This window comes from Allobosea sp. FG18, assembly GCF_057809495.1.
In genome coordinates, this window is sequence record NZ_JBMDKB010000014.1 from 1 (window position 1) to 13,496 (window position 13,496).

General features: G+C 66.8%; 13 protein-coding genes. 8 read left to right on the forward strand and 5 right to left on the reverse strand.

Annotated features, from left to right (window positions below; all coding sequences use genetic code 11):
- Positions 1 to 39: 39 nt before the first annotated feature.
- The gene (locus ACODTJ_RS16030; protein WP_454657750.1) at positions 40 to 834 is read left to right on the forward strand and encodes a DUF2076 domain-containing protein; all 795 of its coding nucleotides are present in this window, start codon (positions 40 to 42) and stop codon (positions 832 to 834) included.
- A gap of 94 nt (positions 835 to 928) precedes the next feature.
- On the opposite strand, the gene ACODTJ_RS16035 is transcribed toward ACODTJ_RS16030, so the two are convergent.
- Positions 929 to 1,747 carry a L,D-transpeptidase gene (locus ACODTJ_RS16035; RefSeq protein ID WP_454657751.1) on the reverse strand — a complete coding sequence of 273 codons (819 nt, stop codon included), beginning with the start codon at positions 1,745 to 1,747 and terminating at the stop codon, positions 929 to 931.
- Positions 1,748 to 1,918: 171 nt separating this feature from the next.
- Positions 1,919 to 3,349 (reverse strand): lipopolysaccharide biosynthesis protein, encoded by a 1,431-nt coding sequence (locus tag ACODTJ_RS16040; protein ID WP_454657752.1) that lies wholly within the window; start codon positions 3,347 to 3,349, stop codon positions 1,919 to 1,921.
- 223 nt (positions 3,350 to 3,572) lie between these two features.
- On the opposite strand from ACODTJ_RS16040, the gene ACODTJ_RS16045 reads away from it, so the two are divergent.
- A complete protein-coding gene (locus ACODTJ_RS16045) occupies positions 3,573 to 4,061 on the forward strand; it encodes a GNAT family N-acetyltransferase (protein WP_454657753.1) in 489 nt (162 codons plus the stop codon).
- Positions 4,058 to 4,900, forward strand: coding sequence for a DMT family transporter (locus tag ACODTJ_RS16050; RefSeq protein WP_488849411.1), 843 nt, complete (start codon positions 4,058 to 4,060; stop codon positions 4,898 to 4,900). The genes ACODTJ_RS16045 and ACODTJ_RS16050 overlap by 4 nt, the downstream gene beginning before the upstream one ends.
- Here the strand turns inward: ACODTJ_RS16050 and ACODTJ_RS16055 are convergent.
- The 3 genes from ACODTJ_RS16055 to ACODTJ_RS16065 all read right to left on the reverse strand — a co-directional run bounded on the left by ACODTJ_RS16055 (position 4,887) and on the right by ACODTJ_RS16065 (position 6,385).
- Positions 4,887 to 5,315: a DUF1801 domain-containing protein gene (locus ACODTJ_RS16055; protein ID WP_454657755.1), complete on the reverse strand. Its 429-nt coding sequence runs from the start codon at positions 5,313 to 5,315 to the stop codon at positions 4,887 to 4,889. The genes ACODTJ_RS16050 and ACODTJ_RS16055 overlap by 14 nt on opposite strands.
- 62 nt (positions 5,316 to 5,377) lie before the next feature.
- Positions 5,378 to 5,860: a PaaI family thioesterase gene (locus ACODTJ_RS16060; protein ID WP_454657756.1), complete on the reverse strand. Its 483-nt coding sequence runs from the start codon at positions 5,858 to 5,860 to the stop codon at positions 5,378 to 5,380.
- Between the two features lie 69 nt (positions 5,861 to 5,929).
- Complete coding sequence (locus ACODTJ_RS16065) at positions 5,930 to 6,385, reverse strand: MarR family winged helix-turn-helix transcriptional regulator (protein ID WP_454657757.1); 456 nt, start codon at positions 6,383 to 6,385, stop codon at positions 5,930 to 5,932.
- Between the two features lie 229 nt (positions 6,386 to 6,614).
- Between ACODTJ_RS16065 and groES the strand changes: the two genes are divergently transcribed.
- From groES to ACODTJ_RS16090, 5 genes are all read left to right on the forward strand, one after another.
- The gene (groES, locus tag ACODTJ_RS16070; RefSeq protein ID WP_047576256.1) at positions 6,615 to 6,902 is read left to right on the forward strand and encodes a co-chaperone GroES; all 288 of its coding nucleotides are present in this window, start codon (positions 6,615 to 6,617) and stop codon (positions 6,900 to 6,902) included.
- Positions 6,903 to 6,956: 54 nt separating this feature from the next.
- The gene (gene groL, locus ACODTJ_RS16075; protein WP_454657758.1) at positions 6,957 to 8,594 is read left to right on the forward strand and encodes a chaperonin GroEL; all 1,638 of its coding nucleotides are present in this window, start codon (positions 6,957 to 6,959) and stop codon (positions 8,592 to 8,594) included.
- A gap of 219 nt (positions 8,595 to 8,813) precedes the next feature.
- Positions 8,814 to 9,728: a phosphate/phosphite/phosphonate ABC transporter substrate-binding protein gene (phnD, locus tag ACODTJ_RS16080; protein ID WP_454657759.1), complete on the forward strand. Its 915-nt coding sequence runs from the start codon at positions 8,814 to 8,816 to the stop codon at positions 9,726 to 9,728.
- 175 nt (positions 9,729 to 9,903) lie between these two features.
- Positions 9,904 to 11,016 (forward strand): branched-chain amino acid ABC transporter substrate-binding protein, encoded by a 1,113-nt coding sequence (locus ACODTJ_RS16085; RefSeq protein WP_454657760.1) that lies wholly within the window; start codon positions 9,904 to 9,906, stop codon positions 11,014 to 11,016.
- 376 nt (positions 11,017 to 11,392) lie between these two features.
- On the forward strand, positions 11,393 to 13,486 hold the full coding sequence (locus ACODTJ_RS16090; RefSeq protein ID WP_454657761.1) for an ABC transporter ATP-binding protein/permease: 2,094 nt from the start codon (positions 11,393 to 11,395) through the stop codon (positions 13,484 to 13,486).
- The last annotated feature ends 10 nt before the right edge of the window (positions 13,487 to 13,496 follow it).

Below are 13,496 nucleotides of genomic sequence, written 5' to 3' on the forward strand. Positions count from 1 at the left end.
CCCCCCCCCCCCCCCCCCCCCAAACGAGAGGAGATGACGATGACGCCGCAAGAACGCGACGTGATCGCCGGGATTTTCGACCGCCTTCGGCAGGCGGCCAACCAGCCCCGCGACCCCGAGGCTGAGAATTTCATCGCGGAACGCCTGCGCGAGCAGCCCTACGCACCCTATGCCATGGCCCAGGCGGTCTACGTGCAGGAGCAGGCGCTCGCCAACCTGAACCAGCAGGTCGAGAGCCTGCAGGCGCAGTTGCGCGCGGCACAGACGCGCGCCAGCGAGGCAGCCCAGCCGCAGGCTGGCGGTTTCCTGTCCGGCATCTTCGGCGGCGGATCGGTGCCGCGTACCGGCTCGGTTCCGCCCGTGCCGCCGCGCGCCGACGCTTCCGCACCGTCCGGTGCCTGGAACACCCAGCCGCAGTCGCAAGCTGCCGCTCAGGCCATGCCGATGCAGGCACAAGGCCAGCCCGGCCCGTGGAGCAACCAGCCGCAGCAGCCATCGCGCGGCGGCGGCTTCATGGCGAGCGCGCTGACCACCGCGGCCGGCGTCGCCGGCGGCATGATGCTCGGCAACGTGCTGACCAACGCCTTCGGCGGCGGCAGCAAGCCCGCAGCCCAGACCGCGAGCGACACCGGCGCGAGCTCCGGCTCGACACCGGCTGCGCCGCAGCAGGCGGCGGACCAGAGCGCCAGCGCCCAACCCGCGGCCGACCAGACTGCACAGGACAGCGGCTACGGCCAGGGCTATGACGGCGAGGCCAATTACCAGAACGCGAGCCATGACGACGCCGACCCCGGCTTCGACGATGGCGGCGGGGACGACGATAGCTGGGTCTGAGGACGCCCCCTCGCCCTTGACTGGCTGAGACATGAAAACGGCGGCCCGCGATGCGAGGCCGCCGTTTTTCATTCGCCGCGGATGAGGCTTGGCCTCAGATCACCAGCACCTTCGCACCGACGCGAACGCGCTCGTAGAGATCGGTGACGTCGTCATTGGTCATGCGGATGCAGCCCGAGGACACCGCCTGCCCGATCGTGTTCGGCTCATTGGTGCCGTGGATGCGGTAGAGCGTCGATCCCAGATACATGGCGCGCGCGCCCATCGGGTTGTCGGGGCCTCCGCTCATGAAGCGCGGCAGATCGGGCCGGCGCTTCAGCATCTCGGCCGGCGGCGTCCAGCTCGGCCATTCCGCCTTGCGGGTGATCGTCTTCATGCCAGCCCAGGAGAAGCCGGGCCGGCCGACGCCGATGCCGTAGCGCATCGCCCGGCCACCCGGCTGCACCAGGAAGAGGAAGCGCTGCGGCGTGTCGATGATGATCGTGCCCGGCTTGTGCGGACCGTCATAGGCGACTTCCTGCTTGCGGAAGCGCGGGTCGACGATGTGCTGGATGCCCTGCTGCGGCTCGACAGGCTCGCCGAGCGCGGCCATGCGGCGGCCGGCGCGCGGCTGGCGCGCCGCCTCGAACGGGTCGGTCTCGTAGCCGCCTTGCGGCTGCATGCGCTGGCCATAGGCATAGCCGCCGGGGCGGTTATAGACCGCGCCGCCACGGCCTGCCGGCGTCGGATCGCGACCGGTCATCAGCATCTCGATGAAACCACCGCCATAATTGCCGCGCCCGCCGCCGGACGCCATCGGGTCGTTCGGCGCGGCATAGCCGTAATTCTGGCGATAGCCCTGCGCGAGGGCCGGCCCGGCCAGGGCCAGAGCTCCGGCCGCGGCGAGGAGCGGAAGGAATATCTTGCGACGCATGACTCAGGCACTCTCGACATCGACTGCCGGAAAGCCTGCGGCGCGCCCTCAAAGGAATGGTGAATCGTTGACTCTCAGGCGCTGAAATCGGCCTTAAACTGCATAATTCGCGGAATTAACCTTAGCGAGCGGTCAAGCGACAGGGTGAAGGAAACCTTGTCGGCTCCAGCCTCACCGGCGCACGGAGCGCCGGGCGAGCCAGCGCAGCTTCAGGCCGGTACGCCAGCGGCCGACATCGCAGGCCAGGATCACCGCCGCATACACCAACCCGCCGAGCCCGATCTGGAGCGACAGCTCCAGCGCCGCCGGAAGCGTGCCGCGCAGCGGCCAGATCGCGAGCCCCATCACGGCACCGGCGACGAGGATGCAAGCGATTTCGCGCAGCGGCGGCAAGGCCGGAAGCGCGCGCAACGCCACCACCGCCGTGACCAGCAGCGCCGTCAGATAGGCCGCGCTCTGCGCGACCGCGACCGTCGCCGGCTCAAGTGCGCCCGGCAGCGCGAAGATGATGGCGAGATCGACGATGAGCCCCGCCAGGGCGGCGAGCGCGGCGATGAGCGTGCGTTTCGCCAGCAGAAAGACCGGCGCGAGCGCAGCCTGGAACAGTGCAATAGCGGCGAAACCCGGCAGGAGCAGTGCCATATGCCCTGCGAAATGGCCGCGGAAACCTTGCGGGACGAAGAGACGTTCAAAGGATGGCAGGATCAGCCAGAAGCCGAGTGCCACCGGCAGCACGCAGGCGACCACGACGACCATGTTGCGGGCGATGCGCTTCTGCGCCGCGACGCGTCCGCGCGTCTCGTCGAGGCGGATGACTTCGCGCAGCAGCACGATCTCCAGCATCGAGGCCAGCACGGGGAAGAGCCGCAGGCCGATATCCGAGGCCAGCGAGAAATAGCCAGCCTCGGCAAAGCCGTGGCTCTCGGCGAGAATCGCGCGGTTGAGGAGCGGGATCGTCGCATAGACCGCATTGCCCGCGACCAGCGGCAGGGCGTAGCGCGCGAAATTGCGCATCAAATCGCTCCGCAGCGCGCCCGATACCGGTCTCGCATCGGCCAGCCGGCCGCGATTGGCGAGAACAGCAGCAACCGCGCTGAGCACGCCGCCGAGCAGGACAATGGCCGGATCACGGGTCCACCAGGCGCCGCCGACCATCAAGATCAGAGCCGCAACGCTCCGGACGAGGACGAGCCGGGCATAGGCCGCATCGAGGAAGCGGGCGCGGGCGATGGCCGCGTGATAGTCGAACCAGCCGGCAGCGATGCCGCCCGCGACCGAGACCATCAGCAGCGCCGCCGGCAACCTGGCATCGACGCCTGCGAGCATCGCGGCGGCGAGAAGCGCGCAAAGCGACAGGCTGACGCCGGCAAAGAGCAGGTCGAGCGTCGCCCGGATGCCGGGATCACTCTCGCGACTCTGGAGCGAATAGAAGCGGACGACCGAGAGCTTCAGCCAGTCGAGCAGCGCCGTGTTGACGAGCACGACAGTGGCGGCGCCGATGGCGTAGAGCCCGAAAGCCTCCGGGCCGAGGAACAGGGCGACGAGCAGCCCGAGGACGAAGTTCAGCCCGGCATTGACGAGGAAGGGCAGAAGAACGGTCATCGTGCCTTCGCCAATCCGTCCGATCCACATGAGGCCAGGATGGAAGCGCCCGACTCAAGCCAAGCGCGCGCCCTCCGGGATCGGGGTAGCCGGACACGGCGGGTTTTCCAAGGGGGCGGTCGCGGCACCCGGTCCTCCGTCGCCTGTGCCCTGCCGCCACGGCATTACCCGATGCCGTTTCCGCATCTGTACGACGGCAGAATTTGACCCTAAGGCAAGTACCATGACCCCGCCCATCCGGCTTGCCCGCGACGACGATTCCGGCCCCCTCTCCGCCCTCATTGCGGCGAGTTTCGCCGAGTATCCGGGCTGCGTCTTCGTCGAGGACGAGTTGCCCGAATTGCGCCGGCCGGCTTCCTATTTCGCAGCCAAGGGCGGCGTGCTCTGGATCGTGGATGGGCCGGACGGGCGTATCGCCGGCTCGCTTGGTGTCACCCCGGTGCCCGAGCAGAACGCCGTCGAGCTCGCCAAGGTCTATGTCGACCCCGCCTTCCGCGGCGCTGGACTGGCGCAGGCACTGTTCGCCAAGGCGCTGGACTTCGCGGAACAGGGCGGCTTCGGCGAGATGGTGCTGTGGTCGGATACCCGTTTCGCGCGTGGCCATCGCTTCTACGAGAAGCTCGGCTTCGCGCGCTGGCCGGGCGAGCGCTATCTGGGCGATGTCTCGGAAAGCTGGGAGTATCATTTCCGCAAGTCGCTTCGCGGCTCATGACCCTCTCCGTAGCCCTCCGGGCCGCACTCGGCATCGCCCTGCTCACCGCCATGGACGGGGTGATCAAGGGCCAGATGCAGCAGCACCCCTTCATCGTGGCGCTGTTCATGCGCTTCCTGATGGGCGGCATCTGCGCGCTCATCGTGCTCGCCATCGCCCGGCCGCCGCGACCGACGCAGGCCAGCCTCGTCGGCAATCTCGCGCGGGTCCCGCTGGTCGTGGTCACCGCCGGCAGCTTCTTCTATTCGGTCTCGGTGCTGCCGCTGGCGGAGGCCTTGACCCTCTCCTTCCTCGCACCGGTCTTCGTCGCGCTGCTCGGCGGGCTGCTGCTCAAGGAGAAGATCGACAGGCGCATCCTGCAGGCCCTCGGCTTCGGGATCGCCGGCATGCTGGTGATGGTCTGGCCGCGGCTGCAGGGCCATGTCAGCGGCGCCGGGCTCGGCGTCGCGGCCGCGCTGTTCTCGGCGGTCAGCTATGCCTTCAACCTGATCCTACTCCGGCGCATCGCGGTCAGGGAGCATCCGACCGTCATCGTCGCCTTCCAGAATGTCGGGCCGGCGGTGTGTCTCGCCATCCCGGCAGCGCTTGCCTTCGTGCCGATGACACTGGCGGATCTCGCGGCCTATCTCTTCGCGGGAGCATTGGGCGTTGCAGGCCACCTCACGCTGACCTCGGCCTATGCGCGCGCCGCTGCCTCGCGCCTGGCCCCGATCGAGTACACGGCGCTGATCTGGGCGAGCCTGCTCGGCTTCTTCGTGTTCGGCGAGGTGCCGCTCTACACGACCTATCTCGGCGCATTGCTGATCGTCGCGGGCGCCATCGCCGTCAGCCGGCGCTGATTTCGCCCTTGAGGTGATAGGTCAGCGCGAGCGCGATGCAGTGGTCGAGGGCCTCGGCCGGCACAGGCTCGCCCAGACGGAAGACCAGTGCCCGCTCGCCGTCCACCTGCAAGAGGTCGGGATAGAGCTGCCGGAAGGTGTCCGCCAAGCTGGTCTGGCAATGAACGAAGAGCGCGTAGGCCTCAGGCTCGTTCCGCAGCGGACCGAGGCGGATCGTCGTGCCGATCCGCGGCCTGACGGGATGATAGGCCGGCTCGTTCCATTTCAGGGTTTCGGCGAGAGCGCCAATTGCGGGCGTCGCGGCTGCAACGCCGAAGATGCGCTGGCGCAGATCGAGCAGCGGACCGCGCAGTGGTGCCGGAAAGGACTGATACCGCGCCTCGACATCCGGGGCATGGAACGGAACGACGGGCATCGGGCAGCTCCTAGGAGACCATTCTCCAATAGCGCGACGGCAGGAGGCAGCCCAGTGGCCGCTCAGCCCTCTGCGCGCTTGCCCGGCAGCACCAGGCAGGTCTCGGTGCCATGCGCGAGCAGCTTGCCGCGCGCATCGACCAGCTTGCCCTCCGTCGTGACCACCGTATTGCCGCGATGGATGAGCTTGCCCTCGCAGCGCACCGGGCCGCTATCCGGCATGACCGGGCGGACATAGTTCAGCTTCATCTCCAGCGTGGTGTAGCCCTCGCCCGGCTTCAGCGTGGCATGGGCGGCGCAGGCCATGGCGGAATCGAGGATCGTCGCCGTCCAGCCGCCATGGATCGTGCCGAGCGGGTTGAAGAAGCGCGGCGATGGCGTCCCGACGAAGACCACTCTGCCCTCATCGGCCTCGACCAGCTCGAAATCCATGGCGTCGGCGAAGGGCGGCGCCGGATTGGTGCCGGCGATGATCCCGCGCAAGAAGCTCAAGCCATCACCCGCGACGAGTTCCTCGCGAGACACCACCCCAACCGCGCGCTTCATGCCGATCTCCATTCGTGTATCTGCACGATAGAGATATGAACGAGCGGTGGTCAACCAGCCTTCGTGACTTCAGCGCTCGCCGCGCGCGGCCCGGCGCAAGGCCTTGAGGCCGTCGCGGGTCTCACGCCAGCGCTCCTCGCCGAAGCCGCCCTCGATCTTGTCCTGCGCCATCCGCCAGTACGGGATCGCGGCCTCGATCGCAGCCCTGCCCTTCTCCGTCACCGCATAGACCGAGGCCCGGCCGCGACACTCCACCGGTTCGACCATGCCCTCGGCCGCGAGAAGCTGGAGGTTGCGCGTCAGCGAGGTTCGCTCCAGCGCGAAGCGTTCAGCCAACTCCGTGACCGATTTCCATTGCCCGGTTGAGAGCGCCGAGAGCAGCACGAACTGCGTGATCTTGAGACCGCTCGGGCGCATCGCCTCGTCATAGGCCCGCGTCACGGCGCGTGCGGTCATGCGGACGTGCAGCGCCACGCAGGAGCGGGCGATGGCGTCGAGGCGCGGGTCGGGCGAGGGCGTCGTCATTCCGCCATGTTAGCGTGTTCAAGCGCTGCTGCCAGCAGGCCTGAAGCGACCTGCAACACCGCATCCGCCGCCGTTCACTTTATCGCCGGGTGCTTCCTTGACTCTCCGTACCCCCGCGCCTATCTCCGCTGGCATCTGTTAGCACTCTCACTTGGTGACTGCTAACAGCCTCCCCCGGGAGCCCTTCAGCGGCCCCCGAAACGAATAAGACCGAGAGGAAGACAGAACCATGAAGTTCCGTCCTTTGCATGACCGCGTCGTGGTCCGCCGCCTCGACAGCGAGGAAAAGACCAAGGGTGGCATCATCATCCCCGAGACCGCCAAGGAAAAGCCCCAGGAGGGCGAGGTCATCGCCGTCGGTTCCGGCGCGCGTGACGAAGCCGGCAAGCTCGTCGCTCTCGACGTCAAGAAGGGCGACCGCGTCCTGTTCGGCAAGTGGTCGGGCACCGAGGTCAAGATCGATGGCCAGGATCTCCTGATCATGAAGGAATCCGACATCATGGGCGTCGTCGGCTGATAGCCGCCTGACCGCTTTCCTACCTTCCCAATTCCAGTCCAAGGAGTAGCTCTCATGGCTGCCAAAGACGTCAAATTCGGCACTGAAGCCCGCGACAAGATGCTGCGCGGCGTGGATGTCCTCGCCAATGCCGTGAAGGTCACGCTGGGTCCGAAGGGCCGCAACGTCGTGATCGAGAAGTCGTTCGGCGCTCCGCGCATCACCAAGGACGGCGTCACCGTCGCCAAGGAGATCGAGCTTTCCGACAAGTTCGAGAACATGGGCGCCCAGATGGTCCGCGAAGTCGCTTCGCGCCAGAACGACCATGCCGGCGACGGCACCACCACCGCCACCGTTCTCGCCCAGGCGATCGTCCGTGAAGGCGCCAAGTCGGTTGCGGCCGGCATGAACCCGATGGACCTGAAGCGCGGCATCGATCTGGCCGTCGAGGCCATCGTCGCCGACCTCAAGAAGAACTCGAAGAAGGTCACCTCGAACGCGGAAGTCGCGCAGGTCGGCACCATCTCGGCCAACGGCGACTCGTCGGTCGGCGAGATGATCTCGAAGGCCATGCAGAAGGTCGGCAACGAGGGTGTCATCACCGTCGAGGAAGCCAAGACCGCCGACACCGAGCTCGACGTCGTCGAGGGCATGCAGTTCGACCGCGGCTACCTCTCGCCGTACTTCATCACCAACTCCGAGAAGATGATCGCGGAGCTGGACGACCCCTACATCCTCGTCTTCGAGAAGAAGCTGTCCTCGCTGCAGGCGATGCTGCCGATCCTCGAGGCCGTCGTTCAGACCGGCAAGCCGCTCCTCATCATCGCCGAGGACGTCGAGGGCGAGGCTCTGGCCACGCTCGTCGTCAACAAGCTCCGTGGCGGCCTGAAGGTCGCGGCCGTCAAGGCTCCGGGCTTCGGTGATCGCCGCAAGGCCATGCTCGAGGACATCTCGATCCTGACCGCCGGCCAGATGATCTCGGAAGACCTCGGCATCAAGCTCGAGACCGTGACGCTCAACATGCTCGGCCGCGCCAAGCGCGTGCGCATCGAGAAGGAGAACACCACGATCATCGACGGCGCCGGCAAGAAGAAGGACATCGAGGCTCGCGTCGGTCAGATCAAGGCCCAGATCGAGGAGACCTCCTCGGACTACGACCGTGAGAAGCTCCAGGAGCGCCTGGCCAAGCTCGCCGGCGGCGTCGCGGTCATCCGCGTCGGCGGCGCGACCGAGGTCGAGGTCAAGGAGAAGAAGGACCGCGTCGACGACGCCCTGAACGCCACCCGCGCTGCGGTGGAAGAAGGCATCCTTCCGGGCGGTGGCGTTGCGCTCCTGCGCGCCCTGTCCTCGGTCAAGGGCATCAAGACCCAGAACGACGACCAGAAGACCGGCGTCGAGATCGTCCGCAAGGCGATCGCCGCTCCGGCCCGTCAGATCGTCGACAACGCCGGCGATGACGGCGCGGTCGTGGTCGGCAAGCTGCTCGAGTCGAAGGAATACACCTTCGGCTACAACGCCCAGACCGGCGAGTACGGCGATCTGGTCAAGGCCGGCATCATCGACCCGACCAAGGTCGTCCGCACGGCGATCCAGGACGCGGCTTCGATCGCTGGCCTGCTGATCACCACCGAGGCGATGGTCGCTGACCTGCCGAAGAAGGACGCCCCGATGCCCCCGATGGGCGGCGGCGGCATGGGCGGCATGGACTTCTGAGGAAGTCCAGACGCCCAAAGCGTCTGAATTCCGAAACAGGGCAAGCCCGGTTTCGGGGGCGGCATGGACTTCTGATCCAGCCTCCTACCAAGCCTACGAAAGGCCCGGCGCAAGCCGGGCCTTTTCTCGTTTCACGGCACTGTCATCCGCCCGCCATCCAGCCGTCGTCACCGCAGCTCATTGAGGCGCGATCTCGTTCCCCGTCGCGCGGAGACAGTCATGCCGACACGCCGTTCCGTTCTCGCCGGCCTCGCCGCCGGCAGCATCGCCCCCGCCTTCGCGCAGGCTTCGGACTGGCGGCGGAGCATCAAGGAGGTTCGCTTCGGCGTCTCCTCCGCCGAGAACGAGGCCGGCGCCATCGCCCGCACCCAGCCGATGGTCGATTACCTCACGCAGCGGCTCGGCGTGCCCGTGCGCTTCTTCCGGGTTTCGGACTATGCCGGCCTCGTCGAAGCAATGCGGGCCGACCAGGTCGATTTCGCCCGCTTCGGACCGGCGGTCTACGCGCTCGGGCGCCGCGTGCTCGGCGACAAGCTCCAGCCGCTGCTGCGCGACGTCGATAACCACGGGCAGGAAGGCTATTATTCCGTGTTGCTGGTGCGGTCGGAGAGCCCCTACCGGAGCCTTGCGGATCTCAAGGGCAAGGTGATGGCCTTCGCCGACCCGAACTCGACCTCCGGCTACGCCTTCCCCTCCTATTTCCTGCGCAAGCAGGGCATCGACCCGAAAACCCATTTCAGCGGCACGGTCTTCTCCGGCGGCCATGACAATTCGGTGCTGGCGCTGGTGCGCGGCCAGTTCGACATCGTCGCGACCCACCAGACAAATGCAGAGCACGGCGTCGCGCAAAGGCTCGCCGATCGCGGGATGATTTCGGCCGGCTCGACCCGCGTGATCTGGACATCGCCGCTGATCCCGGCCAGCCCATTCTCGACCCGCGCCAACCTGCCGCAGGGGCTGAAGGACGATTTCGTCGCCGCCATGAACGCGATGAAAGAGGCCGCTCCGGAGGCGTGGAAGAGTTTCACCGACGGCCATGTCTCGCGCTATGCGCCGGCCCGCCACGAGGATTATCTCGACGTGATCGCCGTCACCGAGGAGCTGGAGGCCCAGCGCAAGGCCCGCAGCGGCTGAGGTCAGACAGGACCATCTTCACAGCTTCCGACGCCCATTGCTGCATCGCCATGCATTTTCCGCCTTGGCTGATGAAAGCGCAGGCAGTGCCTCCGCCGACATCCTGGCCTATACAGGCGAGAAGCGACCCCCAACGGGATCGCGCGCTAAAGTTGCATGCCGTAAGGAGATGCAGATGAACAAGTCACAATTTCTGTCGGGCGCCGCGCTGGCCGCCGCGCTCTTCCTCTCCGCCCAGACCGCACAGGCCGACATCACCATCGGCCTCGTCGCGCCGCTGACCGGCCCGGTCGCCGCCTATGGCGACCAGGTCAAGAACGGCGCCCAGACCGCGGTCGACGTGATCAACAAGAATGGCGGCGTGCTCGGCGAGAAGCTCGTCCTGAAGCTCGCCGACGATGCCGGCGACCCGAAGCAGGGCGTCTCCTCCGCCAACCTGCTGGTCGGCGACAAGGTCAAGTTCGTGGTCGGGCCGGTGACTTCCGGCGTCGCCATGGCGGTCTCGGACGTGTTTTCGGAGAGCGGCGTGCTGATGGTGACGCCGACCGCGACCTCGCCGGCGCTGACGACGCGCGGCCTGACGAACGTCTTCCGCACCTGCGGCCGCGACGACCAGCAGGCCGACATCGCCGCGACTTACGTCCTGAAGAACCTGAAGGACAAGAAGATCGCGATCGTCCATGACAAGGGCACCTACGGCAAGGGTCTGGCCGACGCCTTCCAGAAGGGTATCAATGCCGGCGGGCTCAAGGAAGTGGCGGCGCTGACCGTCAATCCCGGCGACAAGGATCTCTCTGCCGTGGTGACGCGCCTGAAGGCGGCGAATGTCGAGGTGATCTATTTCGGCGGCTACCACCCCGAGGGCGGCCTGCTCGCGCGCCAGCTCGCCGATGCCGGCGTCAAGGCGGTGATCATCGGCGGCGAGGGCCTGTCCAACACCGAGTTCGCGGCGATCGGCGGAGACCACGCTACCGGCACGCTCTTCACCAACGCGACCGACGCGCTGAAGAACCCCGACTCGGCCCAGGCCGTCGCGGCGCTGAAGGAGAAGGGCATCCCGCCGGAGGCCTTCACGCTGAACGCCTATGCGGCGGTCGAGGTGCTCAAGGCCGCGATCGAGAAGGCCGGCAAGCCGGGCGACGCCAACGGCGCCGCCAAGGCCCTGCAGTCCGGCATGCCGGTCAAGACAGCGATCGGCACGCTGACCTATGGCAAGACCGGTGACCTGAGCTCGCCGAGCTTCTCGATGTACAAGTGGGACGCCGGCAAGATCATCGCCGCGCAGTGATCGGCTAAAGCCGACCCTTCCAGCTTCGCGCCCCGGACGAGCCCGCTCGCCCGGGGCGCTTCGTTTCGGCTCGACGCGCGGTCCATTGCAAGAGCGCGGGTCATCCCGGACAAGCCGCGAAGCGGCGCCGATCCGGGATCCATGCCGGAGCCTTTCCGATAAAGCTTCCGGCATGGATCCCGGGTCTCCCTTCGGTCGCCCGGGATGACCCCGCCCTTTTTCTGGAAACCGGTTCTCAGGGCCTTTGCGCTCCTCGCCGCCACCTCTCCGCGAGATGACAATTTGCTCATACTGTCGCGCCGCCATTGAAAGGCCACTCCCGCTGCGACATGGTCCGAATCGTGGCTTTCACCGTCTCCCGCCAGGATTCCCATCTATGCGCTTGTTGAGCATTCTCGTCGCCGCGCTGGCGGCCGCCACGCTGGTCGTCGGCCAGCAGGCCGGATCGGCCGGTGTGATCGGCATGGGCGTCGTCGGCCTGCTGCTGGCGGTCGTCACCTTCCGCTCGCCGGCCCTGCCCTTCTTCCTGCGGATCTTCTCCAGCGTCTTCGCGATCGAGTATCTTGTATTCGGCGCATCCGCGATCGCGGCCCATCTGGGCTGGTGGCCAGCAGCGCTCGGCATCCCGCCCGTCCCGACCAGCCTGCCCACGACGGTCGGCGTCTTCGCGGTCCTGATCTACGCGATCTCCTTCGTGCCGGTGATCGCGCGCATTGCGCGATTGGCCTCGCCCTATTTCGAATCCGATGAGATCACCACCGCCAACCTTTGGCCGATCGGGCCGTTCAGCATCCGGCTCGGCACGCTTGCGGTCTCGCTCTTCGTCTTCCTGATCGTGCTGAACCAGGCGCAGGTCGGCATCACGCTGCGCCTCTCCTTCTTTAACCGCGACATGTATGACGCGCTGCAGAACAAGGACGCCGCCGCGTTCTGGTACCAGCTCTTCTATGTGTTCTGTGTCTGGGCCCTGCTCTGGGTCATCTCGAACCTCGTCGAGCTGTTCGCCAACTATACGATCCTGATCCGCTGGCGGCAGTTCATGGCGAACGAGTATACGAAAGCGTGGCTCGACCATGCGACGCATTACCGGATCGCGCTCGCCGGTACCGTCGACAACCCCGACCAACGTATCGCCGAAGACACGCGCTCCTTCGTCAACCAGACCTACGGCTTCGCGCTGCCCCTGCTCTCGCAGGTTTCCACGCTGGTCTCGTTCTCGATCATCCTTTGGAACATCCCCGTCGCCTTCACCTTGCCGGGTACCTCCTTCGCCGTTCCGGGCTACATTTTCTGGGTGGCATTCTTCTATGCGGCTGCGGCGACATGGCTGACCCATATCATCGGCCGCCCCCTGATCCGCCTCGAATTCGAGCAGGAGAAGCGCGAGGCGAATTTCCGCTTCTCGCTGGCGCGCCTGCGCGAATATTCCGAGCAGATCGCGCTGATGGTCGGCGAACCGACAGAGCGCGGTCAGCTGGCCCAGCGCTTCCGCGACATCGTCGAGAACTTCTACCGGCTGGTCTGGCGCCGGCTGAAACTGACCAGCTTCACGCTGTCCTACAACCAGCTCAGCGTCGTCCTGCCCTACATCATTCTGGCGCCGTATTATTTCGCCGGCACGATCACGCTCGGCGTCATGATGCAGGTCGCCGGCGCCTTCGACAGGGTGCAGACGGCGCTGTCCTTCATCATCAACAGCTACTCCTCGATCGCCTCCTACCTCGCCTCGATCAACCGCCTCACCTCCTTCGAAGCGGCGATCACTGATGCGCAGCACGGTTCGATCAGCGAAGAGGCGCTCGGCCGCGAAACCTCGCGCGACGAGAGCCTGCATATCCGCGACGCCACCCTCCTCCTGCCGAACGGCAAGCCGATCGTGAAGCTCGGCGCGCTCGATCTCGGTACCGCGCGCTCGACGCTGCTGATCGGCCCTTCCGGCTCCGGCAAGTCGACGCTGTTCCGCGCCATCGCCGGCATCTGGCCCTTCGGCGACGGCAAGGTCGGCATTCCCGCCAACGCCGAGATCATGCTGCTGCCGCAGCGGCCCTATCTACCGCAGGGCTCGCTCCGGGCGGCGCTCGCCTACCCGGCCGAGGAAGGCGCCTATGACGACGCCGCGACCCGCGCCGCGATGGAGAAGGTCAAGCTCGGCCATCTCGCTGAGAAGCTCGACGAGGTCGATCTCTGGGGGCAGCGGCTCTCGGGCGGTGAGCAGCAACGGCTCGCCGTCGCGCGCGCACTCCTGAGCAAGCCGGACTGGCTCTTCCTCGACGAGGCAACGGCCTCGCTCGACGAGAAGCTGGAAGGCGAGATCTACGCGACGATCGACCGCGAATTGCCGCAGACCTGCATCGTCTCGATCGGCCATCGCGCGACGCTGCGCGCCATGCACGATGCCCTCGTCACCATGGAGCCGAATGCGGACGGCACCTTCACGCCGACCCCGACAGCAAAAGCCCCGGCGGCCTGAGGCCGACAGA